This is a genomic window from Tsukamurella sp. TY48 (assembly GCF_019656655.1).
GTDB lineage: Bacteria > Actinomycetota > Actinomycetes > Mycobacteriales > Mycobacteriaceae > Tsukamurella > Tsukamurella strandjordii.
This window is the reverse complement of the sequence record NZ_BPMV01000002.1, coordinates 722875-748148: the sequence shown is the minus strand read 5'-3', so window position 1 is coordinate 748148 and position 25274 is coordinate 722875. Positions and strand designations below refer to the sequence as shown.

Below are 25274 nucleotides of genomic sequence, written 5' to 3'. Positions count from 1 at the left end.
GGCCACGGATTCGGCCCTGAGCGGAAGCGCCGATCACGTGGTCCGCACCACTGCCGCGCCCCGGTATTCTGGACGCCATGATGTATGGCCTGGGTATCGCGGCGTTCGCGCTGTGCATCCTCGCCTCGATCGCGTGGCACGAGTGCGGGCACATGTGGGCCGCACAGGCCACGGGGATGAAGGTGCGGCGCTACTTCGTGGGCTTCGGGCCCACGCTGTGGTCGACCCGGCGCCCGAAGGGCCCGGACGGGATCGAGTACGGGGTCAAAGCGCTGCCTCTGGGCGGCTTCTGCGATATCGCCGGAATGACGCTGATGGACGAGCTGAAGACGCCCGTCGAGCAGGAGAAGGCGATGTACAAGCAGGCCGCGTGGAAGCGGCTGTTCGTGCTGTTCGCCGGACCGGCGATGAACTTCGTCCTCGGGATCGTCCTGATCTACGGCGTCGCCGTGGTGTCCGGCCTCCCCGCCATCAACACCCCCGCGCAGGCGGCCGTCGCCGGCACCGGCTGCGTCGCCGAAGCCACGACCAAACCGACGCCGGAGGGTAAGCCCGGCCAGCCGATCGGCGAGTGCAAGCCCAGCCCGGCAGCGCAGGCGGGCCTGCAGTTCGGCGACGTCATCGCCTCGGTCAACGGCACTCCCGTGAACGCTGAGACTGTGTTCGACGCCCTGCAGAAGGCCTCCGGGCCGATCGCCCTCGGCATCGTCCGGGACGGCCGGGACCAGACGATCACCGTCGATCCCATCATCTCCAAGAAGTGGCGGTCGACCCCCGACGGTAAGGACTTCGCCGAGGTCACCGGGCCCACCATCGGCATCACGGTGGGGACGCTCGGTGTGACGAACCACTACAACCCGCTCACGGCGATCGGCGGCACCGCGGCGTTCACCCTCGACCTCGGTCAGAAGACCGTGGTCGCGATCGGCCAGCTGCCGCAGAAGGTGCCGGCCCTGATCGACGCGATCAAGGGCGAGAAGCGCGGCCTCGACACCCCGCAGTCCATGGTGGGCGCGGCGATGATCGGTGGCGAGGTGGCCGAGCGCGATATGTGGCAGGTGTTCTTCCTGCTGCTCGCCGGCCTCAACCTCATGCTCGGCCTGATCAACCTGCTGCCGGTGCCCCCGTTCGACGGTGGCCACATGGCGGTGGTGATCTTCGAGAAGCTCCGCGACCTGGTCACCGGCCGCAAGGGCGGCCCCGTCGACTACATGAAGCTCGCGCCGCTGACGTACGTCGTCCTGGCGCTCGCGGGCGGGTACATGTTGCTCGTCCTCACAGCCGACATCGTCAATCCCATCAAGCTCTTCAACTGAAACCGGAGAAGCAGCACATGTCCGTAGGTTTGGGAATGCCGGCAGCCCCGGCCCCGACGCTCGCACCCCGCCGCAAGACCCGCCAGCTCAACGTGGGCGGAGTCGGCGTCGGCAGCGACAGCCCCATCTCGGTGCAGTCCATGTGCACCACCAAGACCCACGACGTGAACGCCACGCTGCAGCAGATCGCCGAGCTCACCGCGTCCGGCTGCGACATGGTGCGCGTGGCCTGCCCGCGGCAGGAGGACGCCGACGCGCTGCCGATCATCGCCAAGAAGGCGAACATCCCGGTGATCGCGGACATCCACTTCCAGCCGAAGTACATCTTCGCCGCGATCGACGCCGGTTGCGCCGCGGTGCGCGTGAACCCGGGCAACATCAAGGAGTTCGACGGCCGCGTCAAGGAGGTCGCGAAGGCCGCCGGTGACGCCGGTATCCCGATCCGCATCGGCGTGAACGCGGGCTCGCTGGACAAGCGGATGATGGAGAAGTACGGCAAGGCCACCCCCGAGGCGCTGGTCGAGTCCGCGCTGTGGGAGGCGAGCCTGTTCGAGGAGCACGGCTTCGGCGACATCAAGATCTCGGTCAAGCACAACGATCCGGTGATCATGGTGGAGGCCTACCGGCAGCTGGCCGCGCAGTGCGACTACCCGCTGCACCTCGGCGTCACCGAGGCCGGCCCCGCCTTCCAGGGCACCATCAAGAGCTCCGTCGCCTTCGGAGCCCTGCTCGCCGAGGGCATCGGCGACACCATCCGCGTCTCCCTCTCGGCCCCGCCGGCCGAGGAGATCAAGGTGGGCGATGCCATCCTGCAGTCGCTGAACCTGCGGCCCCGCAAGCTGGAGATCGTCTCCTGCCCGTCCTGCGGCCGTGCCCAGGTCGATGTCTACAAGCTCGCGAACGAGGTCTCCGCGGGGCTCGAGGGCATGGAGGTGCCGCTGCGCGTGGCCGTCATGGGCTGCGTCGTGAACGGTCCGGGCGAGGCCCGCGAGGCCGACCTCGGTGTGGCCTCCGGCAACGGCAAGGGCCAGATCTTCGTCAAGGGCGAGGTGATCAAGACGGTGCCCGAGGCGCAGATCGTGGAGACCCTGATCGAGGAAGCCCTGCGGATCGCCGAGGAATCGGGGGATAGTGAGGGGAGCGGTACCCCCGTGGTCACCGTGTCCTAGGTAGGCCGTCGCGAAGAGCGTGAGGAGTCGCCCGTGTTGAGGATGCTGCACGAGAGGCCGGTCCCGCCGCGGGATCTGCCCAAGGTGCTGGCCGTCCTCGATGCGGATCCGGTGGCCGCCTGCATGGTGGCCGGGCGCGTCCAGGAGTACGGCACCGATCCCGGTTCGCTCGGCGGCGAGCTGTGGTCGCACCGCGATTCCTCCTCCGCCCTGTGCTTCGCCGGGGCGAACCTCATGCCGCTGCGCGGCGATCTCGATGCGATGCGGTACTTCGCCGGCCGCGCGGGCCGCGGTGCGCGCACCGCCGCATCGGTGGTCGGTCGCGCCGAGCTGGTGCTGCCCCTGTGGTCGGACCTCGAATCGTCGTGGGGCCCGGCGCGGGAGGTTCGCGAGGAGCAGCCGTTGATGGTCATGGCCGGTCCTTCGCGCGCGCCGCACACCGGTGTCCGGCCCGCCCGGATGGCGGAGCTCGACCGCTACCTCGATGCGTCGATCGCGATGTTCACCGCCGAGGTCGGCATCGACCCGCGCATGGGCGACGGGGGCCGCGCCTACCGCCGCCGCGTCGCCAACACGATCCTCAGCGGCCGCGCGTACGTGCTCTTCGACGGTCCCGAGGTCGCCTTCAAGGCCGAGGTCGGGGCCGTTTCGCGCACCGTCGGACAGATCCAGGGCGTATGGGTGCGGCCCGACCTGCGGGGGCAGGGTCTCGGCGGTGCCGGAACGGCGGCCGTCGCCGACGCGGTGCGGCGCACCGGGCGGGTGCCCAGCCTGTACGTCAACAGCTTCAACACCCCGGCCCGTCGCGCCTATGAGCGGGTGGGATTCGAGCAGGTCGCGACCTTCGCCACGGTCCTGTTGACCTGAGTGCGTCACGGCACTCGTGTAAGAGAACGCCTTGCCCTTACTATTCGTGCGTGAATACGTGGGGGTACGTCGCGGTCGTCGCGCTGATGGTGGTCGGCCTGTTGGGGATCGTGATCCCGGTGCTGCCGGGTTCCACCCTGGTGGCGCTGGGCATCCTGATCTGGGCGATCTTCACCGGCGGGTCGGCCTGGGGCGTCTTCGCCGCGGCGCTCGGCTGCATGGTGATCGCGTGGGTGGTCAAGTACTTCGTGGGACACCGCACCATGGCCAAGGCCGGGGTGGGGAAGTGGTCGCTCGTGGCGGGCGGCGTCTGTGGGATCGTGCTGTTCTTCGTGATCCCCGTGATCGGGCTGCTGATCGGCTTCATCGGTGGCACCTTCATCGCCGAAGCGGTGCGCCTCAAGGACGTTCGGGCGGGCTGGACCGGGGCGATCGCCGCGACCAAGGCCGCGGGACTGCTCATCCTGATCGAACTGGCCGGCGCGCTGTGCGCCGTGGGGATCTGGTTGCTCGCCGTGCTGAACTGATCAGCCCTGCGGCTCATCGCCCTGGCCGCGCTTGTTGAGCCGACTGACCTTCTCGGTGTTGTTCTGCACGATCGAGCTCGCGAGGGAACCGCCCACCGTCACGAACAGCCCCACCACCAGCACGGCGTAGACCAGCGTGAAGATCTTCGACAGGGTCGTCGTGGGGTTGAGATCGCCGTTGCCCATCGGGAGCCCCACGGATACGGCGTAGAACAGTGAATCGATCACCGACCACTTCTCGGCGAGGGTGTAGAAGATCGTCGCCGCGGTCACGATGATGATCAGGCTGAGCACCGCGCCGCGCATCGACGGGTCCCGCCAGCTGGTGCGCACCGCGCCGAAGAACCGCTTGAACATCAGTGTCAGGCCCAACATCACCCCAGCCTAACGAGGCCCCCGCGTAGGGTGTCGGCATGCGATCCGAGGTGGCGGGACTGTTCGATCTCACCGGACGCACCGCTCTGGTCACGGGGGCCAGCTCGGGGATCGGCGCGGCCATCGCGGAGGCGCTCGACGGTGCCGGGGCCCGCGTCCTGCGCACCGGCCGGGACCGTGACCGGCTCGGTCCCGAGGGCATCAGCGCCGACCTCGCCGACGGGGTCGACGATCTCATCGCGGCGGTCGACGCGCGTGCCGATGCCGTCGACATCCTGATCAACTGCGCCGGGACCAATCCCCGCCCGCCGCTCGCCGAGATCGACGATGTCCTCTACCGCGAGATCCTCGCGGTGAACCTCGACGCACCCTTCCGGCTGGGGCAGCACTACGGTCCGCGGATGGCCGCCCGCGGCTGGGGCCGCATCATCAACGTCGCCTCGACGCAGGCGCACCGCGCCTTCGGCAACAGCGGGGCCTACGGGGTCGCGAAGGCGGGGATCGCCGGACTTACCCGTTCCCAGTCGGAGGCCTGGGCCGCCCGCGGCGTGACCGCCAATTCGCTGACCCCCGGCCTGATCGCGACACCGATGACCACTGCCGTCCTCGCCGATCCCGAACGCGCCGAGTACTTCCGGCGGCGCGCCCACACCGGGACGCTCGGCGCACCGTCGGACTTCGCGGCGGCCGCGGTCTTCCTGGCGGGGGAGGGCTCGCGGTTCGTCACCGGCCAGAACCTGTGCGTCGACGGTGGCCTCTCGGTCACCTGATCATTCGACCCGTTCCAGCACCACGCTCGCGCCGTGCCCACCGGCAGCGCAGATCCCGAGCAGCGCGGTCTGCTTGCCGGTGCGGGCGAGCTCGTTGGCCATCGTGGTCACCATGCGGGCACCGGTGGCGCCGAAGGGATGTCCGATCGATACCGAGCCGCCGTGCACGTTCAGCTTGTCCGGGTCGATCTCGCCCACCGGGGTGTCGCGGTCGAGTCGCTCCGCCGCCCACTCCGGGCTCGCCAGCGCATCGAGGACCGACAGAGTCTGGGCCGCGAAGGCCTCGTGGATGTCGACGAGGTCGACGTCGTCCAGTTCCAGGCCGGCTTTGTCCAGCGCACGCGGCATCGAGATGGCCGGGCCGATGAGCACCTCGTCGGCGGGGTCGACGCTCACGTAGCTCCAGGAGCGGATCGCGGCCAGCGGGGTCAGGCCGAGTTCGCGGGCCTTGTCCTCGCTCATCACGAGCACGGCCGCGGCACCGTCGGTCAGCGGGCTGGCGTTGCCCGCGGTCACCGTGCCGTCGCGGTTGAAGACGGGGCGGAGGGAGGCCAGCTTCTCGGCGCTGGTGTTGTCGCGGACCAGGCCGTCGCGGGTCACGGTGGTGCCGTCGGGCGTGGTCACCGGGACCACCTCGTCGTCGAAGCGGCCCGAGGCGATGGCGGCGGCGGCCCGGGCGTGCGACCGCGCGGCGTAGGCGTCCTGCGCCTCGCGGGAGATGCCGTGGATCTTCGCCATCTTGTCGGCCGATTCGCCCATCACCTCTCCGGTGGTGCGCTCGGAGATCTTCGGGCGGCTCGGCAGGAGACCGGTGAACGGGGCGAGCCCCAGCGCGGCACCCACGTAGTCGCGGATCGAGGGCTTGCCCAGGGCCAGCGGTGCCGCTGCCTGGACCAGCTTGTTCGGCAGGTTGACCGAGGCGTTCGACACCGAATCGGAGCCGCCCGCGATCATGATGTCGTACTCACCGCGCTCGATCGCGGCGGCCGCGGTCGTGACGGCCTGTAGGCCGGAGGCGCAGGCGCGGGTCACGGTGTGGCCCTCGACGCCGTGGCCCAGGCCCAGGTCGATGGCCACCTCGCGCGCGATGTTGGGGGCACCGGCGGGCAGGATCACGCCGCCCCAGACGATGGCCTCGATCCGGTCCGCGACGGCCGGGACGCGGTCCAGCAGGCCCTCGACGGCGCGGCCGGCGAGGGCGATGGTGTCGAGTTGGGCGAAGTCGCCGAAGGCGCGGACGAAGGGGGTGCGGGCGCCGGAGACGATCACGGCGCGCCGGCTCGTGGGAGTGGACATGGCGCTATCTTACTCATGAGTCAGTTCGGTGTGGGGCGCACCGTGGTGAGGTCACTTGCGTCTCAGTCTTCACAGGCCCGCGCGGCAACCCGGCCCGGTCCGCGCACCGTCATACCCTGTCCCGGTGAAGAACCTGCGCACCCGTGTCGTCGTGATCGTCGCCCTCGTGGCGATGGTCGTGTCGGGCGGCTGCGCAACCGCGAACACCAACGGTCCCGGTCCGGTGGCCGTGCGCTTCGGTGCCGCCCTCGCGGACAAGGATCTCGACGGCGCCGCGAACCTCACCACCACGCCCTCCGCCGCCAAGAAGATGCTGCAGGGCACCTTCGAGGGTTTGCAGGCGCGGGGCGTGAAACTCAAAGTGGGACAGGTGCGTACGCAAGGCTCCACCAGCGCCGTGGACTACGAGTACGTGTGGGATCTGCCCGCCGACCGCGGTAGGTCGAACCGCACGTGGAGCTACCAGGGCACGTTCACCGCGGTGCAGGAGAACGGCCAGTGGAAGGTGCGCTGGGACCCGACGGTGCTGCACCCCCGGCTCGGCGCCAATCAGACGATGGTGCTCAAGGCCCTCGCCGCGCCCAAGGCGCCGGTGAACTCGGCATCGGGTGGGTCGGTGCTGGTGCCCGGTGTGGTGACCCGGATCCGCCTGGAGGCCTCGAAGGTCACCGCGCCCACCACGGTGCTCGACGTGGCCGGACAGCTCACGCGCGCACTGCAACCCATCGTCCCGGGGCTCGACCCCGTGCAGCTCACCGAGCAGGCCACCTCGTTCCAGGGGCCCTACGTGGTGGCCACCGTGAACCAGGACGATCTGCGCAAGCTGGCGGGCGATGTGACCGCGCTGCCCGGCGTCACGCTCGTCGAGCAGGCAGATCTGGTGTCCACGGACCGCACCTTCGCGCCCGCGCTCATGTCGTCGATCAAGAAGAACGTGGAGGGCGATCTCGGCGGCACCGACGGCTGGGAAGTGGTGGTGCAGGCCGATACCGGAGCCCAGGTGGTCACCCTCACCAGCACGCCGCCGAAGACCGCCGCCTCCGCCACGGTGAGCATCTCGCCGATCGCGCAGGCCGCGGCGCAGGCCGCGGTGAACACCCGGCGCGACCGGCAGTCGATGATGGTGGTGATCCAGCCGTCCACGGGGAACGTACTGGCCGTGGCGCAGAATCCGGAGGCCGACAAGCTCGGGTCGCTGGCCACCTCCGGCCTGTATCCGCCGGGGTCTACGGGGAAGATCGTCACCGCCACCGCTGCGATCTCCACCGGCACCGCGACGCCCGACACGATCGTGCCGTGCCCCGGAACACTCACCATCGGCGAGCGCGAGGTGCCCAACTACAACCGGTTCGCGCTCGGCGACGTCACCATGCAGCGCGCCTTCGCCCGGTCCTGCAACACCAGCTTCGCCTACCTCGGATCGAAGATGGCCTTCGACGCACTGCCCACGGCCGCCGCGGAACTCGGCGTCGGACCCGAGTACGACATCCAGGGGCTGCCGGTGGCCTCCGGCCAGTACCCCACGCCCAAGGCCATGGTGAACCAGGTCGAGGACAGCTTCGGCCAGGGCGAGGTGCTGGTGAGCCCGTTCTCCATGGCGCTGGTCGCCGCGGCAGTGGCCAAGGGCGGCGCGGTCACTCCGCAGCTGCTGCTGGGCAAGCCGACCAAGGTCGACGGTGACCGCCCGCCGCTGGATCCCCGGGCGGTCGACGGGGTGCGGGCCATGATGCGCGAGGTGGTCGCCTCCGGTACCGCCGAGCTGATCCGCGGGTCCGGCGACATCCTGGGCAAGACCGGTGAGGCCGAGGTCGAGGGCGGCTCGCACGCCTGGTTCGTGGGCTACCGCGGCGATCTCGCCTTCGCGACGATGGTGGTGCTCGGTGGCAGCTCCGACAACGCCGTCGCGGTGACCAAGGAGTTCTTCGACCGGTTCGACGCCCCGGTCGGCGCCGTCCCGAACTGACCGGGTCCCACGGAATTCGGTTGCCCCGCCCCGAAGGCCGGGGAAGGGTGGCGGCATGGGCATCGAACTGATCGCGCCGCGCGCAGACCTGCACGAGGAGTGGTTGCGCAATGTCGCCGAGTGGGGCGATACCGCGCATCATCCGGGGGCGGGCAGCGCGCTGGCCCGCGGTCTCGATCGTCGTGATCCGGCCGGATTCGCCGCCTGGGTGGACCGGCTCGCCGCGAACGCCACGGTCGAGCGGACCGACACCGTGGTGCCCGCGACCAATCGCTGGATCGTTCGGGGCGATCGCTACCTGGGAGCGATTCAGCTCCGCCACGAACTCACCGAGATGCTCGCCGAACTGGGCGGCCACATCGGCTACCACGTGCGTCCCTCGGAGCGCCGGAAGGGCGTCGCCGGCGCTGCGCTCGCACTGATGCTCGCCGAGGCCGCCCGCCTCGGCCTGCCCGAGGTGCTCGTCACCTGCGACGACGACAACATCGGCTCGCGCCGCACCGTCGAATCGGCCGGCGGCGTCCTCGCACGAATCCGGCCCGTCGACGATTACGCCCGCGCGCACGGCTTCACCGCGCCTCTGTGCCACTACTGGATCCCGACCTCCCTGACCTTGCTCCTCCTCTGACGCTCCTCCTCTGACCTAGCCCCTCCTGACTTAACAGCGATATGTGTAGGCATCCGCCCAGGACGTCGTGTGGGCTAACGCAGTTAAGTCAGGTTGGGGGCGGAAGAAGAGGGGTGGGAGGGGGAAGTGGAGGGGATGGGAGGGGGATGGGGAGGCGGGGCGACGGGGCGGCGGGGACGATTAGGCTGGAGGGATGACCCGCGCTGCACTCGTCCCCGGCACCGTCTCGCCGCGGCTGGCCGTCCCGTCCCAGATCGCGCGCCCCGAGTACGTCGACAAGAAGTCGGCGAACGAGGGCAACGAGCCCTGGGTGCAGACACCGGAGACCATCGAGAAGATGCGGCTGGCCTCGCGGATCGCCGCCGACGCGCTGCAGGCCGCGGGCGCGGAGGTGGCGCCCGGCGTCACCACCGACCACCTCGACCGGGTGGCCCACCAGTACATGATCGACCACGGCGCGTACCCGTCGACCCTGGGCTACCGCGGCTTCCCGAAATCGTGCTGCACGAGCCTCAACGAGGTCATCTGCCACGGCATCCCGGACTCGACCGTGATCCAGGACGGCGACATCGTCAACATCGACGTGACCGCCTACATCGACGGCGTGCACGGCGACACCAACGCCACCTTCCTCGCCGGCGACGTCTCCGAGGAGCACCGCCTGCTGGTCGAGCGCACCCGCATCGCCACCGAACGCGCCATCAAGGCCGTCAAGCCCGGGCGCGAGCTCAACGTGGTCGGCCGCGTGATCGAGGCCTACGCGAATCGGTTCGGCTACACCGTGGTCCGTGACTTCACCGGCCACGGCATCGGCGAGACCTTCCACAACGGCCTCGTGGTGCTGCACTACGACGAGCCGAACGTGGACACCGTGCTCGAACCCGGCATGGTCTTCACCATCGAGCCCATGATCAACCTCGGCGGCCTCGACTACGAGATCTGGCCCGACGGCTGGACCGTGGCCACCACCGACAAGAAGTGGACCGCGCAGTTCGAGCACACCCTCGTCGTCACCGACGACGGTGCCGAGATCCTCACGCTGCCCAGCGCGTAGGCGTGGATCTCCACGGCGCACTGCTGATCGCCGGCGCCACCAGCGACGCCGGCAAGTCCACCGTGACCGCGGGCCTGTGCCGGCTGCTCGCCCGCAACGGTGTGCGGGTGGCGCCGTTCAAGGCGCAGAACATGTCCAACAACTCCGTGGCCACTGTCGAACCCGATGGGACCTCGGGCGAGATCGGCCGCGCGCAGGCGACGCAGGCGCTCGCCTGCGGTCTGGCACCGTCGGTCCGGTACAACCCCGTACTGCTCAAACCCGGCAGCGACCGCCGCTCCCAGCTCGTGCTGCACGGCCGCGCCGTGGGCGATGTCGGCGCGAAGGACTACGTCACCCGCCGCCGCTGGCTGCTCGACGAGGTGACCGCCACCCTGACCGCGCTCCGCGAGGACTTCGACGTGGTGCTCTGCGAGGGCGCCGGGAGCCCCGCCGAGATCAACCTGCGCGCCACCGACATCGCCAACATGGGACTCGCCCAGGCGGCGGACCTCCCCGTGCTGGTGGTGGGCGACATCGACCGAGGGGGCGTCCTGGCGCACCTGGCCGGCACCGTCGCCGTGCTCTCGCCCGCCGATCAGGCCCGCATCTACGGGTTCCTGATCAACCGGTTCCGCGGCGATCCGTCGATCCTCGAGCCCGGCCTGGACCAGCTCGCGGAGATCACCAAGCGCCCCACGCTCGGCGTGCTGCCGCACCTGCCCGACCTGTGGCTCGACGCCGAGGATTCGCTCGCCGCACTCGGCACCGACCTCGTGGGCCCCGGATCGCGCCGCGCCGACGCCCTGCAGGTGGCCGCCATCGCCCTGCCCCGGGTGTCCAACACCACCGACGTCGAGGCGCTCGCCTGTGAGCCCGCCGTGACCGTCCGCTGGACCACCCGTCCCGCCGATGTGGCCGCCGCCGACCTCGTGGTGCTGCCCGGCACCAAGGCCACCGTCTCCGACCTCGCCTGGCTGCGTGAGCGCGGGCTCGCCGCGGCTCTCGCGGCCCGCGCCGCCGCCGGACGCCCCGTGGTCGGGATCTGCGGCGGGTACCAGATGCTCGGCCGCAGCATCACCGATCCCACGGGCGTCGAGGCCGCGCCGGGCAGCCGCGTCGAGGGCCTCGGCCTGCTCGACCTCGACATCGAGTTCGGCGCCCGCAAGTGCGTGCGGACGGTGGCGGGCACCGGCCTCGGCGTACCGGCCACGGGCTACGAGATCCACCACGGCGCCGTCGTCCGGACCGGCGAGGCACCGCTCCTCGACGGACCCGACGGTCCCGAGGGGGCACTGCACGGCGCCGTCCTCGGCACCCACTGGCACGGGCTGTTCGGCGCCGACGAATTCCGGCGTGCCTACCTGCGCCGCACCTTCCCCGGTACGGACCTCGGCCCGGAATCCAGCTACGACGGTGCGCGATCGGCCCAGCTCGACCGGCTGGCGGACGCGATCGAGGAGCACTGCGATGTGGACGCGATCGTCGCACCTTTGCAACGGTCTGGCGTGTTTTCGGCCATCCTGCCGCCGCTTCGCATCGTCAGTGACTAGCGTTATCCACCATGCCGATCGATACTCCGAGCACGGTGCAGGTTCCCGTGGGGTCGTGGACCTTCGACGTCTCGGTCGGGGGACCTGAGCACGGGGTTCCCGTGCTGCTCTTGCACGGGTTTCCGCAGACCGAGGAGTGCTTCGACCAGGTGCGTGAGCGCCTGCACGAGGCCGGATTGCGCACCGTCGCCCCGCGGCAACGCGGGTACAGCGCCGGCGCGCGACCCGAGGGCGTCGACAACTACACGATGAAACAGCTCGCCGAGGACGCCGCGGGCGTGCTCGATGCGCTGGAGATCCCGTACGCGCACCTCGTGGGGCACGGGCTGGGCGCCACCGTGGCGTGGCACTTCGCCGCCGCGTACCCGTTGCGGGCGATGAGCCTCACGGCGGTCTCCTTCGGGCACCCGTCGGCCTTCGGCGAGGCGATGGCCTCGGATCCGGACCAGCGGCAGCGGTCGCGATACCTGGAGCTGTTCCTCACCGAGGGGGAGGCGGAGAAGCAGCTGCTCGACAACAATGCGCGCACGCTGCTGGCGACGGCGCCGGGAGGCGGTATCGACGCGGTGGCGAACAACGCCACGCTGACCGCGGGATTGAACTGGTACCGGGCGAACATGGTGCCCGGTGGCGAGGGCCTGGACTGTCCGGTGATCGAGGTGCCCACCACGCTGGTGTGGGGCACCCGCGATGCGATCGCGGGACAGGCGCAGGCCAGGGGCACCGCCCGGTACCTGCGGGCCGATTACCGGCTCAGCGAGGTACCCGACGGCGACCATTGGCTTCCGCTGCGCGCCCCCTCGGCCCTGGCCTCGGAGATCGCGCTGCGGACGCTACGGAACTGACCTACTTGTCGGAGCCGCAGCTGCAGCTGTCGCCGCAGGAACAGTTCTCACAGGTGCAGTTGGGGTTGGAACAACCGGGTGCATTCAAATCATCGTGATTCATGCATATGACTCTATCGCTCGGTGTGCAGGCCGAGCAAGGCGTTCTCCACCAGTTCCGGCAGCGCCGGATGGATCCAGTACTGGCCGCGCGCGAACTCCTTCGCGGGGATCGAGAACGACATCGCCGTGATCGCGGACTGGATCAGCGCCGAGGCCTGGTGCCCCACGATGTGCGCGCCGACCAACAACCCGGTCGAGCGGTCGGCGATCAGCTTGCACATGCCCTCGGGATCGCCCATGGCCCAGCCGTAGGCGATATCGGAGTACTTCTGCTCCGCCACCGCCACATCGATGCCCCGGTCCCGGGCCACGGCCTCGGTGAGGCCCACCGAGGCCACCTGCGGGCGGCTGAAGACGGCGCCCGGCACGAACCGGTGATCAGTGGTGGCGGCCGGAGCATCCCACCCGGACAACAGGTTCTCGGCGACCACCCGGGCCTCGTGATTGGCCACGTGTCGCAGTGGGAAGGGCGTGCTCACATCGCCCAGCGCCCACACCCCGCGCACCGGGGTGCGCTGATGCTCGTCCACCGGGATGCGGCCCACGTCGTCGAGCTCCAGCCCGATGGCCGATGTGGCCAGCGTGTCCCCGTTCGGGGTGCGGCCGGTGGCCACCAGCAGGACGTCACCCGCCACCGTCGAACCGTCGGTGAGATCGACCTCCACGCCGTCACCCACGGCGCGGGTGGCCGTCACCTCGGTCGACAGTCGCACGTCCCAGCGCTGCGAGACCTCCTCGGTGAAGAGCTCCGCGATCGACTCGTCCTGCGAGCGCAGCAGGCGCGGACCGCGCGCGATCACCGTGACCTCCGCGCCGAGTCCGGCGAAGACGTGCGCGAACTCCGCGGCGATGTAGCCGCCGCCCACGATGATCACCCGTCCCGGCAGCGCGTCGAGCCGCATGATCGAGTCGTTGGTGTGGAACGGGGCCGTGCCCTCGGCGAAGACCGGCGGGATCACCGGGCGTGAGCCGGCTGCGAGCACCACCTCCCGGCCCGCGACCACCGTGCCGTCCGCCAACTCCAGGCGGTGCACGCCGTCGCCCGAGTCGGGCAGGAACCACGCCTCCTGCTGGAAGACGGTGATGTTGGGGCACTTGTCCACCCGGTACCGCAGCCCGCCCGCCGCGTACCGGTCGATCCGGCCGAAGACGCGGTCGCGGATCGCCGGCCAGTGCGTCGCGGTGATCTCGGCGTCCACGCCCACGGGCCCCGCGTCGCGCGCCTCGTCGGCCACATCGGCGGGCCACACGAACATCTTGGTGGGGATGCAGCCCACGTTGAGGCAGGTGCCGCCGTAGGCGCCGTTGTAATCCATGCCCTTGTCGACGATGGCGATCGAGCGGTCGTCGAAGCGCTCGTCGGGAATCGTGTTCCCGGCGCCCGACCCCACGATCACCAGGTCGAAGATCTGCTCGCCCATCGTCACGCCTCGATCTCGCGCGCCAGCCACCCGCGCAGCTCCGCATACGCCAGATCGCGCGCCGGCTGCTCGGACAGGAAGACGTCGTGCTTGGCCTCGGGGATCGGCACCACGGTCAGCCGATTACCCAGGGCGCCCGACCACTTCGCGATCTGCCGGGTGTCCAGCACGATATCGGCGCGGGCCGCCTCGGGGCTGTACTCCTTGGGCGCGAAGCTCTTCGTGGACCGCAGCACGAGCGACGGGACGCCCACATCGAGGCCGCGGTGCAACAGGCTGTGCGCCACCCGGACCGCGCGCAGCCACCCGAACCGCACGGGGAATCCCTCGATCGGCTTGATCCGCACATCGAAGTCGAACTCGCCGTGCTCGCTCGCGTGGATGGTCTGCCCGTAGACGCCCACCGCCTCGACCGGCACGATGCGGGTGCCCACCGCCTTGCCGATGAGCTTGACCACCGGTGTCGCGACCTCGCGCAGCACCGCCGAGCCCTGCAGGTCGAACCACGGGCTGTCGAGCACCAGGCCGATGACCGGGGAGGTGCGTCCCGCGCGGCGGCGGCGATCGAGCCACAGCGGGGTGATGAGCCCGCCGGTGGAGTGCGCGGCCACCACGACGCCCAGGCCCGGGTGCTCGGCCTCGATCGCGGCCACCGCCAGATCGAGCTCGGTGTCGTAGACGCTGAAGTCGGTGGCGTAGTGCGCCGACTGCCCGTCCCGCAGCGACCTGCCGCACTTGCGGAGGTCGAGCGCGTAGAAGGCGTAACCGCGATCGGCGAAGAACTCGGCGACCGCGGTCTGGAAGAAGTAGTCCGAGAAGCCGTGCACCCACAGCACAGCGCGTTGTGGGTCCTTCGGGCCTGCAACATGCTTGACCAGGGTCGCCACGATGTCACCACCGGGCTCGCCGTCCGGGTCGGGCCCCAGGTCGAAGGTGTGCGCGACGTAGTCGTCGCCGAGGATGTCGGGGGAGTAGGTCAGCTCAGTGGTCGCCACGCCATCACTGTAGTGAGCGCGGCCACCCGACGTGCCGCGCGTGGGCCCGCCGCCGCGGAGTAAGGTTCTGGCCCAGACGCGAGGTCTGGCAACCCGGCCTCGAATGCGAAACACCTCGAGGAGTGAATAGCCTGATGGCCCGTAACGTGATCACCACGGACGTCGCGCTCGTGGGAGCCGGGATCATGAGCGCCACGCTCGGCACCCTGATCCGCAAGCTGGAGCCCAGCTGGTCGGTCTCGGTCTTCGAGGCGCTCGACGCCGCGGCCGCCGAGTCGTCCGATCCGTGGAACAACGCGGGCACCGGCCACTCCGCGCTGTGCGAGCTGAACTACACGCCGCAGGCCGCCGACGGCTCCGTGGACATCAGCAAGGCCATCGCGATCAACGAGCAGTTCCAGGTCTCGCGCCAGTTCTGGGCGTACGCCGTGGACGCCGGCATCCTCGAGAAGCCCTCCGAGTTCATCAACCCGATCCCGCACGCCAGCTTCGTGCACGGCGCCGACAACGTCGAGTACCTCCGCAAGCGCTACGACGCGCTGTCCGGCCAGACGCTGTTCGAGGGCATGGAGTACTTCACCGACCCCGCCACCTTCAGCGAGCGGCTCCCGATCATGGCCGCCGGCCGCAACTTCGGCGATCCGGTCGCCGTGAACTGGTACGAGGGCGGCACCGACGTCGACTTCGGCTCGCTCACCAAGAAGCTGGTCAACTTCATCGGCAAGGGCGGCTCGGTGCACTTCGGCACCAAGGTCACCAACCTCAAGCGCACCAAGGACGGCTGGCGGCTCACCGTCAAGAACCAGCGCACCCTCGAGATCACCCACGTCGACGCGCGTTTCGTCTTCGTCGGCGCCGGCGGCGGCGCGCTGCCGCTGCTGCAGAAGTCGGGCATCAAGGAGGCCAAGGGCTTCGGCGGCTTCCCCGTGTCCGGACAGTTCTTCCGCTGCCACAACCCCGAGCTCATCGACAACCACGCCGCCAAGGTGTACGGCAAGGCCGCGGTCGGCGCTCCGCCGATGTCGGTGCCGCACCTGGACACCCGCGTCATCGACGGGAACAAGGGCCTGCTGTTCGGTCCCTACGCCGGCTTCTCGCCCAAGTTCCTCAAGGCCGGCAAGTACACCGACCTCCCGATGTCGGTGAAGCCGAACAACCTCATCCCCATGCTCGCCGTGGGCATGAAGGAGATGGGCCTGACCAAGTACCTCATCGGCGAGCTGACCCAGTCGCCCGCCGACCGCGTGAAGACGCTCTCGGAGTTCGTGCCCCGCGCCGAGGGCAGTGATTGGGACCTGATCACCGCCGGCCAGCGCGTCCAGGTGATCCGCAAGGGTCCCGGCGGCGGCAACCTCGAATTCGGCACCGCCGTTATCGCCGCCAAGGACGAGTCGATCGCCGGCCTGCTGGGTGCATCCCCGGGCGCATCGACCGCCGTGCCGGCCATGCTGGACGTGCTCGGTAAGTGCTTCCCCAAGCACATGCAGGCCTGGAAGCCCTTGCTGCAGGAGATGATCCCCTCCTACGGCACCACCCTCAACGACAACAAGCCGCTGTTCCAGCAGGTGTGGGACTGGACCGACCGCACGCTGCAGCTGGCGCCCGGCGTCGGGGCAGATTCCCAGGGCTGATCCGTGCTCCGCGCCACCGGCGATGAGCTCGATGCGCGCACCCTGTACGCGTTGCTGAAGCTGCGTGCCGAGGTCTTCATCGCCGAACAGCAGAGCCCGTGGCTCGACGTGGACGGCCGGGACCTCGCCCCGTCGACCGTGCACCTGTGGCTCGCGCAGGACGATGCGGCGGTCGCCACCGTCCGGGTCACCGACGAGGGCAACGGCGTGGTGCGGATCGGCCGGGTGTGCGCGGCACCGTCGCACCGCGGACGCGGCCTGATCGGCGGACTCATGGCGGCCGCTCTCGCCGAGACCGGCGCTCGCGCAGCACTGCTCGATGCGCAGACCCACCTGGAGCCGATGTACGCCAAGTACGGCTTCGCCGTGTGCGGGGACGAGTTCGTCGAGGACGGCGTCCCGCACGTCCCCATGAGGAGGGCCGCCGATGTCTGACCGCTACCCGTTCAGCGCGATCGTGGGGCACGACGAGCTGCGCCTCGCTCTCGCCCTGTGCGCCATCGCCCCCGCCGTCGGCGGCGTGCTCGTGCGCGGCGAGAAGGGCACCGCGAAATCCACTGCGGCGCGGGCGCTCGCACCGCTGCTGCCGCCCCGCCCAGACGGATCGCCGGCCCGACTGGTGGAACTGCCGATCGGCGCCACCGAGGACCGCGTGGTGGGCTCGCTGGACCTGCACCGCGCCCTCGGTGAGGGCGCCGTCGACTTCACGCCGGGCCTGCTGGCCGACGCCGACGGCGGCATCCTCTACGTGGACGAGGTGAACCTGCTCTCGGACCACCTGGTGGACGTCCTGCTCGACGCAGCCGCGATGGGGAGGGTCAGCGTGGAGCGCGATGCCGTCTCCCGGTCGTACCCGGCGCGATTCGTCCTGGTGGGCACCATGAACCCGGAGGAGGGGGAGCTGCGGCCGCAGCTGCTGGACCGCTTCGGGCTCGCCGTGGACGTGCACGCCAGCCGCGAGGTGGACACCCGCGTCGAGGTGATGCGCCGCCGGCTCGCCTTCGAGGCCGATCCCGAGGAGTTCGCCGCCCGGTACGCCGCCGACGATGCCGCACTCGCGCAACGGATCTCCGCGGCCCGGGACCGGCTCCCGCGGGTGGTGCTCCCCGATGCCGAACTGCGCCGGATCGCCGCCGTCTGCGCCGCCTTCGATGTGGACGGCATGCGCGCCGACCTCGTGATCGCCCGCGCCGCCACAGCGCACGCCGCCTGGCGCGGGGCCGACGAGGTCACCGAGGACGACGTGCGGATCGCCGCGGCGCTGGCCCTGCCGCACCGCAAGCGCCGCGATCCCTTCGACGAGCCGGGCCTCGACGATCACGAGCTCGACCAGGCCTTCGACGACGCCCGCCAGGACGCCGACAGCGACCCCGATCCGGACCCCGATCCCGACGGCCCCGACGGCGGTGGCGAGCCCTCGGATCCACCTCCGCCGGCAGCCGATTCGGTCGGCGATGCGGACGGGGGAACCCCGCAGGGCGCCCCGATCCCCACCGGCCGGCACCGCACCGTCGGCAAGCTCACCGTGCCGGGGCTCGGCACCGGCGGCGCCACCGGTCGCCGTTCCAAGGCGCGATCCGACCGCGGCAGCGTGGTGCGGGCGGCACCCGCCGGCACCGGGACCGGCCTGCATCTCGTGGCCACCCTGCGCGCCGCCGCCCTGCGGCAGGGCGCGCGCGGCCGCACCACCGGACCGCTCCGCCTGGCCGGCGACGACCTGCGCTCGCCGATCCGCGAGGCCACCGAGGGCAACCTGGTGGTCTTCGTCGTGGACCTGTCCGGCTCGATGGCCGCCCGCGACCGGCTCGCCCTGGTCGGCGAGGCCGCCGTCTCGCTCCTGCGGGATGCCTATCAGCGCCGCGACAAGGTGGCCGTGATCGGCTTCCGCGGCGCCGAGGCCACGCTGCTCGTGCCGCCCACCCGGTCCGTCGACGTGGCGGTGGGCCGCCTGGCCCGCGCCCGCACCGGCGGACGGACCCCGCTCGCCGAGGGCATCGTCGAGGCGCGACGTCTGCTCCGCCGGGAGGCGTTGCGACCGGACGCCCGCCGGCCGCTCGTGGTGCTCCTCACCGACGGCCGCGCCACCGCCGGCCGCGATCCGCTGCCCCGCGCGGTGGCCGCCGCCGCCGGCCTGCACGCGGACGGGCACGCGAGCGTCGTGGTGGACTGCGAGACCTCGATGGTCCGCCTCGGACTCGCCGCGCGCATAGCGAACGCCGCAGGCGCAGAACTGATCCCGCTTGACGGACTCGGCCCGCGCGGTCTCGCGCACGCCACCCGCGCAGCCTGAATCGAAGGAGACGCCTCGTGCCCCAGGGCAAGGTCGAATCGGTGCCGCAGGACGGCCTCACCACCCGTCAGCGTCGGAATCAGCCGGTGCTCGCCGTGCACACCGGCCCCGGCAAGGGGAAGTCGACGGCCGCCTTCGGCATGGCCATGCGCGCCTGGAACCAGGGCTTTCCGATCGGCGTCTTCCAGTTCGTCAAGAGCGCGAAGTGGAAGGTCGGCGAAGAGGCCACCATGCTCGCGCTGAACGAGCTGCACGAGCGCACCGGAGCCGGCGGCCCCGTCGAATGGCACAAGATGGGCCAGGGCTGGTCCTGGCTGCGCCGCGACGACGACGCCGAACAGGACCACGCCGAGGCCGCCCGCGCCGGATGGGCGGAGATCTCCCGCCGGCTCTCGGCGCAGCAGCACCGGTTCTACGTGCTCGACGAGTTCACCTACCCGCTCAAGTGGGGCTGGATCGACACCGAGGAGGTCGTCGCCACCCTGCTCGACCGCCCTGGCAACCAGCACGTGGTGATCACCGGCCGCGACGCACCGCAGGCGCTCATCGACGCCGCCGACCTGGTGACCGAGATGACCAAGATCAAGCACCCCATGGACGCGGGACGTAAGGGCCAGCGGGGCATCGAATGGTGACCGTGTGGTGACCCCCGCGGTCGTGATCGCGGCACCGGCCTCGGGCAGCGGCAAGACCACCATCGCCACCGGGCTGATGGGCGCGCTGGCCCGCACCGGCACCGTCGCCCCGTTCAAGGTGGGGCCCGACTACATCGACCCCGGCTACCACGCCCTCGCCACCGGCCGCCCCGGCCGCAACCTCGATCCCGTGCTGTGCGGCGAGCACCGCGTGGCGCCCCTGTACCGGCATGGCGCCGCGGACGCCGATATCGCGGTGATCGAGGGCGTGATGGGGCTGTTCGACGGCCGCATCACCGGCGACGGTCGTGCCGAGGGCATCGGCTCGACCGCCGATGTCGCCGAATCACTCGGCGCACCGGTGATCCTCGTGGTGGACGTGCGCGGCCACTCCCAGTCGCTCGCCGCGCTGCTCGCCGGTTTCGCCACCTACCGGCCAGGGGTGTCCGTGGCCGGCGTGATCCTCAACCGGGTGTCCAGCGCCCGCCACGAGCGCGTGCTCCGCGACGCGTGCGCGCACGCGGGGATCGAGGCCGTCGGCGCCGTGCCCAGCGCCGCCGAACTCGATGTCCCATCTCGGCACCTCGGGCTGATCCCCGCCGCCGAACGCGGCGCCGCCGCGCTCGACGCCGTCGCCGCGATGACCGACCTCGTCGCGCAGCACGTGGACGTCGCGCTGGTCCGGGCGATCGCACGGCGGGTGCCCGACGGTCCCGCCTGGGACCCGGCCGACGAGGTGACCCGCGCCGGAAGCCCGACGGTGGCGCTCGCCGGCGGTCCGGCGTTCAGCTTCGGCTACGCCGAACACGAGGAACTGCTCGCCGCGGCGGGAGCGGTCGTCCGCCGGTTCGACCCACTCACCGATCCGCTACCCGAGGCCACCGCCGCGGTCGTCCTGCCCGGCGGCTTCCCCGAGGTGTACGCCGAGAAACTGGCCGCCAACGCGGAGTTGCGCGGGCAGATCCGCGCGCTGGTCGCGGGCGGTGGCCTGGTGCACGCCGAGTGCGCGGGCCTGCTGTACCTGGCCGAGACGCTCGACGGCGTGCCGATGTGCGGTGTGGTCCCGGGCGCCGCCACCTTCACCCCGCGGCTGCGGCTGGGCTACCGCGACGCCGTCGCGCTCACCGCCGGCCCGCTGTTCACGGTGGGGGAGCGCGTCACCGGGCACGAATTCCACCGCACGCACCTCGCCGCGTCGAGCACGCCGGCCTGGGGTTGGCGCGACGGTGACGGCGCCGCCGCGGTCGACGGCCATGTGGCACCGGGCGTGCACTCCTCGTATCTGCACGTGCACCCTGCCGGATACCCCGAGGTCGCCGAACGCCTGGTCAGAGCCGTGGTCTGAGGAGTTCGTCTCACCACGATCGGCAATGCTGACTCGGCCCGGCCGGTGCGGTATGAACTGTGCATGCACAAGACCGTGAAGACCCTCGCCGTGACCGCCGTCGCCGCCGCCCTCGTCACCACCTCCGCCTGCGCCGCCGGTTCCTACGCCGCGCCCGGTGCCGGATCGTCGTCCTCCTCCGCCAAGCCCAGCGCCTCCGCCAAGCCCAGCGCGTCGGTCAAGCCGAGCGCGTCGGTCAAGCCCAGTGCGGCACCGTCGTCCAGCCGCCCCACCCCGGTCCAGGCCGGCACCCCCGCCGCCACCCTCGCCGCCACCGCGTGGGAGACCACCGGCGCGAAGAACGCCCAGGGCGAGAAGGTGGCGCTCACCGACGCCAACGTCAAGAACTACGTCGGGTGGGCCTACTTCAAGAAGGACGGCACCTTCACCCTCTACAACCTCGACGACACCGCCAAGGGCCAGGGCGACTGGTCGGTCTCGCCCGACGGCAAGACCCGCACCATCGTGGCCAAGGACAAGTCGGGCAAGGTCCAGTACCGCCGCGTGGTCGACATCGTGAAGCTCACCGACTCCGAGTTCACCTACCGCGTGTACCCGGACGCCTCCAACAAGGCCGTGTACTACGACATCGTGCACACCCCCACCAAGCACGCCGAGCCCCGCGCGTAACTCCCGGAGCCGCTCGCTAGGCTTTCCGGAATGACGAGTGCCACGCCCGCGCGCGATCCCTACCTGGTCGGACTGGATCTGCGTGGCCGCAAGGTGGTGCTGATCGGAGCCGGAACCGTGGTTCAGCGTCGTCTGCCCCCGCTGCTCGCAGCGGGGGCAGACGTGCATGTGGTGGCGCCCGAGGCCACCCCGGCCGTGGAATCCACGCCCGGCATCACGTGGCACCGCCGCGAGTACGCCGCCGGCGACCTGGCCGGCGCCTGGTACGCGCTCGCCGCCACCGACGATCCGGACGTCAACGCCCGGGTGGTGGCCGAGGCCGAGGCGCAGCGCACCTTCTGCGTCCGCGCCGATCTGGCCCGGGAGGGCACCGCCGTCACGCCCGCCACCGTGGCGACCGACGGGCTGCAGGTGGGCGTGCTGGCCGCCGGCGATCACCGACGGTCCGCGGCCGTGCGCAACGCGCTCGGCGCCGTCCTCACCGGCACCGAGGCCGCGCGCCCGAGCCGCAAACCCGAGGGCGTGGCCCTCGTTGGCGGGGGACCGGGCGATCCCGACCTCATCACCGTGCGCGGGCGCGCGCTGCTGGCCGTGGCCGATGTGGTGGTCGCCGACCGGCTCGCGCCGCCGCGGCTGCTGGCCGAACTCGCCCCGAACGTCGAGGTGATCGACGCCGCCAAGGTGCCCTACGGCCGGGCGATGGCGCAGCAGGCGATCAACCAGGTGCTCATCGACCGCGCCCGGGAGGGCAAGTTCGTGGTGCGGCTCAAGGGCGGCGACCCCTATGTCTTCGGCCGCGGCTACGAGGAACTGGAGGCGCTCGCCGCCGAGGGCATCCCCGTCACCGTGGTTCCGGGCATCACCAGCTCGATCGCCGCACCGTCGGCCGCCGGGATCCCGGTGACCCACCGTGGCGTGACGCACGAGTTCGTCGTGGTCTCGGGCCACGTGCCGCCCGGCCACCCCGACAGCCTGGTGGACTGGGACGCACTGGGGCGGCTGCGCGGCACCGTCGTGGTGCTCATGGCGGTCGAGCGGCTCGGCGTGATCGCCGACGCGCTGATCGCGGGCGGACGGTCCGCCGACACCCCCGCCGCCGTGGTCGAGAACGCCACCACCGGCGGGCAACGGACCGTGCGCGGCACGCTCGCGACGATCGCCGCCGACGCCGCGGCCGCCGAAGTGAAGCCGCCCGCCGTGCTCGTGGTGGGTCCCGTCGCCGGTTTCACGGCACCGGACGCGTCCGAAAACCCAGCCGCCGGGTAGCTTTCGGGCGTGTCGCCGCAATTGTGACGGGCGCCGGTCACGCTCCCGGATCGCCCCGCGGATCGGACCCCTGGACTGGGAAAACAGGCGCGGATGATGGGTGCAGACCGCACGCAATTGCTATCACTTCCGCAACATGAGCCTCAAACAGCACCATGATTGATTTCCGACGGAGTTCTACCAACCGGTAGCCTCGGACCCCATGACCTCAACGATGGCCCCCGGGGCCCCGGCGCAGACGTATCGCGTCAAGGGAAGCGCTCTCGGTCTCGCCATCGTGGTCCTGTCCGGCATGATGTTCCTCGCCGTGCTGGACGGCACCGTGGTGTTCATCGCGATGCCCAGCATCCAGGACGCGATGCACCTCTCGGACGCCGCGAAGATCTGGGTGTTCGGGGCCTACGTCCTCACCTTCGGCGGGTTCATGCTGCTGGGCGGCAGGCTCGGCGACACCTTCGGCCGCAAGAAGATGTTCATCTTCGGCGTCTCCGGATTCACCATCGCCTCCCTGCTCACGGGCTTCGCACCGAACGAGGCCCTCCTGCTCGCCGCGCGCGCGGGACAGGGCTTCTTCGCCGCCATCGCCTGTCCCACCGCGCTCGCGCTGATCGCCACCACCTTCGCCCCCGGTAAGGCCCGCAACCAGGCCTTCGCGATCTTCGGCGCCATGGCCGGACTGGGCTCGGTCGCGGGCCTCGTCGCCGGCGGCCTGCTCGCCACCATCGACTGGCGCCTGGTCTTCTGGATCAACATCCCGATCGGCATCGTCTGCGTGATCGGCGCGATCGTCTCGCTGGAGGAGTCCACCTCCGAGCGCCGGCACGCGCTCGACGTCAAGGGTGCGATTCTCGCCGTCACCGGCTGCGTCGCCGGCGTGTACGCGCTGACGATGGGCCCGGAGGTGCACTGGCAGTCCCCGTCGGTGTACATCGCCGCCGTCGTCTGCGTGGTGAGCCTTGCGGTCTTCCTGCAGGTCGAGCGCACCGCGAAGAACCCGATCCTGCCCTTCTCGCTGTTCCGCAACAAGAACCGCGTCGCCGCGATGGTGGCCATCCTGGTGTGCGGCGCCCTGATCCCCACCCTGGGCTTCTACGTGGCGCAGACCTTCCAGCAGGTGCTCGGCTACACGCCGCTGCAGTCCGGCCTCGCGCTGGTCCCGTTCGCCGTGGGCATGGGCATCTCCGCGCCGATCTCCGGCAAGCTGGCCCTGAAGTTCCAGCCCCGCTGGCTGGTGGCCATCGGCGGCCTCATCGTCTTCCTGCCGTGCCTGTACGTGCCCACGCTGATGACCAGGGACCCGGCCACGGTCGACTACTTCCCGTACATCGGCATCCCGGTCTTCATCATCGGCCTCGGCGTCGGCTTCGCCATGATCCCGCTGCCCGTCTGCGCCCTCGCCGGCGTGCGTCCCTCCGAGACCGGTCCGATGTCGGCGCTGGTCGAGGTGTGCCAGAACCTGGGCGGCATCATCGGCCTGGCCTCGGTGCAGGTGCTGGTGACCTCGCGGATCATGAAGGAGGGCGGTCCCACCACCGGTGAGATCACCCACGACCTGCTCACCGAGTCGCAGCGCCAGGCGCTGGCCTCGGGGTACGGCCTGGCGTTCATCGCCTGCGCGGCGATCCTCATCCTCGCCGGCCTGGTGGTGGTGCCCTTCATGCGGTTCACCCCCGAAGAGGTGGCCGAGGGGCAAGCGGCGCAGGAGTCCAACAAGTCCGGCGGCTCGATCCCGTCCACCTCGTTCCCGGCGCAGGCCTTCGAAGAGGACGACGTCGACGACGACTGGGAGCCGCTCGAGGGCGATGTCACCTCCGGATCGTTCGCCGCGATCCGGCGCGAGGACTTCGATCGCGCCTACAACGAGCAGCCGGGCGATCCCGAGCCGGTGTACTTCACCGACCGCTTCCGCGCGATCAAGCGCCCGCAGGAGCCGCAGCCGCCGACCGCACAGGTGCCCGTGGCACCGCCGCAGCGCCCCGTCGGGCCCTCGCAGCCGCAGCAGGCCTACTCGCACCCGAGTGATCCGCTGCCGCGCCGCACCTCGCAGCCGGGCGACGATCTCGCGGGAGTCGCGCGACCGTCGGGCCCGATCCGCCGCGAAAGCGCCGATCTGCAGCGTCCCGCCGTCCCGCCGCGGCCGGCGCCCGCACCGCGGCCCGCGCCGAGCGCGCAGTACCCGGTGGACCCGCAGCAGCAGCGCCCGGGCGCACCCCGGCAGAGTCGGCCGATCGCTCGCCCGGGGTCGGCCCCGCAGCACCCGAGCGCCCCGATCCGGCGCCCGAGCGGCCAGATGAACCGACCGAGTGCCCCGGTGCAGCGCCCGAGCCAGCCGATGGCGCGTCCGCCGCAGGCCCCGGCACCCGAGCCCCAGTTCGTGCCGCCGGCACCCGAGCCCCAGTTCGTGCCGCCGGCACCCCGGCAGGGGGGACGGCACGCGATGCCCGAGGACGGTATGCACCATTCGGCGCCGTCGGCGCAGGCGGATCGCGTCAGCCGCGCTCGCCGGCATCGCCGCGAGGACGACTGACGCGGCCGCTGGTCACTCGTGACCCAATCGTCACTCTGATTGCATTCCGCA

22 protein-coding genes are annotated in these 25274 nt (G+C 71.0%); 18 read left to right on the top strand and 4 right to left on the bottom strand.

Annotation, left to right across the window (positions count from 1 at the left end; all coding sequences use genetic code 11):
• The first annotated feature begins 77 nt into the window (after window positions 1-77).
• The 4 genes from TTY48_RS19395 to TTY48_RS19380 are packed head-to-tail and all read left to right on the top strand — an operon-like array spanning window position 78 to window position 3879.
• Window positions 78-1316: an RIP metalloprotease gene (locus tag TTY48_RS19395; RefSeq protein ID WP_220659266.1), complete on the top strand. Its 1239-nt coding sequence runs from the start codon at window positions 78-80 to the stop codon at window positions 1314-1316.
• A gap of 17 nt (window positions 1317-1333) precedes the next feature.
• The gene (gene ispG / locus TTY48_RS19390; RefSeq protein WP_220659265.1) at window positions 1334-2485 is read left to right on the top strand and encodes a flavodoxin-dependent (E)-4-hydroxy-3-methylbut-2-enyl-diphosphate synthase; all 1152 of its coding nucleotides are present in this window, start codon (window positions 1334-1336) and stop codon (window positions 2483-2485) included.
• A 33-nt stretch (window positions 2486-2518) separates the two neighbouring features.
• A complete protein-coding gene (locus TTY48_RS19385) occupies window positions 2519-3352 on the top strand; it encodes a GNAT family N-acetyltransferase (RefSeq protein ID WP_220659264.1) in 834 nt (277 codons plus the stop codon).
• Between the two features lie 50 nt (window positions 3353-3402).
• On the top strand, window positions 3403-3879 hold the full coding sequence (locus TTY48_RS19380; protein ID WP_220659263.1) for a DUF456 domain-containing protein: 477 nt from the start codon (window positions 3403-3405) through the stop codon (window positions 3877-3879).
• On the opposite strand, the gene TTY48_RS19375 is transcribed toward TTY48_RS19380, so the two are convergent.
• The gene (locus TTY48_RS19375; RefSeq protein ID WP_220659262.1) at window positions 3880-4254 is read right to left on the bottom strand and encodes a potassium channel family protein; all 375 of its coding nucleotides are present in this window, start codon (window positions 4252-4254) and stop codon (window positions 3880-3882) included.
• A 38-nt stretch (window positions 4255-4292) separates the two neighbouring features.
• Between TTY48_RS19375 and TTY48_RS19370 the strand changes: the two genes are divergently transcribed.
• On the top strand, window positions 4293-5024 hold the full coding sequence (locus TTY48_RS19370; RefSeq protein WP_220659261.1) for an SDR family NAD(P)-dependent oxidoreductase: 732 nt from the start codon (window positions 4293-4295) through the stop codon (window positions 5022-5024).
• On the opposite strand, the gene TTY48_RS19365 is transcribed toward TTY48_RS19370, so the two are convergent.
• Complete coding sequence (locus TTY48_RS19365; RefSeq protein WP_220659260.1) at window positions 5025-6320, bottom strand: acetyl-CoA C-acyltransferase; 1296 nt, start codon at window positions 6318-6320, stop codon at window positions 5025-5027. It lies immediately after the preceding gene.
• A gap of 124 nt (window positions 6321-6444) precedes the next feature.
• Here TTY48_RS19365 and TTY48_RS19360 point away from each other — a divergent pair, with 124 nt between their 5' ends.
• From TTY48_RS19360 to TTY48_RS19340, 5 genes are all read left to right on the top strand, one after another.
• Window positions 6445-8283, top strand: coding sequence for a penicillin-binding transpeptidase domain-containing protein (locus TTY48_RS19360; protein WP_220659259.1), 1839 nt, complete (start codon window positions 6445-6447; stop codon window positions 8281-8283).
• Between the two features lie 55 nt (window positions 8284-8338).
• On the top strand, window positions 8339-8911 hold the full coding sequence (locus TTY48_RS19355) for a GNAT family N-acetyltransferase (protein ID WP_220659258.1): 573 nt from the start codon (window positions 8339-8341) through the stop codon (window positions 8909-8911).
• Between the two features lie 193 nt (window positions 8912-9104).
• Window positions 9105-9965: a type I methionyl aminopeptidase gene (map, locus tag TTY48_RS19350; protein ID WP_220659257.1), complete on the top strand. Its 861-nt coding sequence runs from the start codon at window positions 9105-9107 to the stop codon at window positions 9963-9965.
• Window positions 9966-9967: 2 nt separating this feature from the next.
• Window positions 9968-11497, top strand: a complete 1530-nt coding sequence (locus TTY48_RS19345; protein WP_220659256.1) for a cobyric acid synthase — start codon at window positions 9968-9970, stop codon at window positions 11495-11497.
• Window positions 11498-11508: 11 nt separating this feature from the next.
• Window positions 11509-12342, top strand: coding sequence for an alpha/beta fold hydrolase (locus TTY48_RS19340; RefSeq protein ID WP_220659255.1), 834 nt, complete (start codon window positions 11509-11511; stop codon window positions 12340-12342).
• 113 nt (window positions 12343-12455) lie between these two features.
• On the opposite strand, the gene TTY48_RS19335 is transcribed toward TTY48_RS19340, so the two are convergent.
• Window positions 12456-13853, bottom strand: coding sequence for a mycothione reductase (locus TTY48_RS19335; RefSeq protein ID WP_220659637.1), 1398 nt, complete (start codon window positions 13851-13853; stop codon window positions 12456-12458).
• Between the two features lie 14 nt (window positions 13854-13867).
• Entirely contained in the window at window positions 13868-14860 is a 993-nt protein-coding gene (locus tag TTY48_RS19330) for an alpha/beta hydrolase (protein WP_220659254.1), read from the bottom strand.
• A gap of 134 nt (window positions 14861-14994) precedes the next feature.
• Here TTY48_RS19330 and mqo point away from each other — a divergent pair, with 134 nt between their 5' ends.
• The 8 genes from mqo to TTY48_RS19290 all read left to right on the top strand — a co-directional run bounded on the left by mqo (window position 14995) and on the right by TTY48_RS19290 (window position 25223).
• Entirely contained in the window at window positions 14995-16491 is a 1497-nt protein-coding gene (gene mqo / locus TTY48_RS19325) for a malate dehydrogenase (quinone) (protein WP_220659253.1), read from the top strand.
• 3 nt (window positions 16492-16494) lie between these two features.
• Window positions 16495-16926 carry a GNAT family N-acetyltransferase gene (locus tag TTY48_RS19320; protein WP_220659252.1) on the top strand — a complete coding sequence of 144 codons (432 nt, stop codon included), beginning with the start codon at window positions 16495-16497 and terminating at the stop codon, window positions 16924-16926.
• The gene (locus tag TTY48_RS19315) at window positions 16919-18781 is read left to right on the top strand and encodes a VWA domain-containing protein (protein WP_220659251.1); all 1863 of its coding nucleotides are present in this window, start codon (window positions 16919-16921) and stop codon (window positions 18779-18781) included. Before TTY48_RS19320 ends, TTY48_RS19315 begins: the two co-directional genes overlap by 8 nt.
• Before the next feature lie 17 nt (window positions 18782-18798).
• Entirely contained in the window at window positions 18799-19416 is a 618-nt protein-coding gene (cobO, locus tag TTY48_RS19310) for a cob(I)yrinic acid a,c-diamide adenosyltransferase (protein WP_220659250.1), read from the top strand.
• Window positions 19417-19420: 4 nt separating this feature from the next.
• Window positions 19421-20761: a cobyrinate a,c-diamide synthase gene (locus TTY48_RS19305; RefSeq protein WP_220659249.1), complete on the top strand. Its 1341-nt coding sequence runs from the start codon at window positions 19421-19423 to the stop codon at window positions 20759-20761.
• 63 nt (window positions 20762-20824) lie between these two features.
• On the top strand, window positions 20825-21430 hold the full coding sequence (locus TTY48_RS19300) for a DUF4822 domain-containing protein (protein ID WP_220659248.1): 606 nt from the start codon (window positions 20825-20827) through the stop codon (window positions 21428-21430).
• Window positions 21431-21460: 30 nt separating this feature from the next.
• Entirely contained in the window at window positions 21461-22696 is a 1236-nt protein-coding gene (cobA, locus tag TTY48_RS19295) for a uroporphyrinogen-III C-methyltransferase (protein WP_220659247.1), read from the top strand.
• A gap of 214 nt (window positions 22697-22910) precedes the next feature.
• Window positions 22911-25223: an MFS transporter gene (locus TTY48_RS19290; protein ID WP_220659636.1), complete on the top strand. Its 2313-nt coding sequence runs from the start codon at window positions 22911-22913 to the stop codon at window positions 25221-25223.
• Window positions 25224-25274 lie beyond the last annotated feature (51 nt).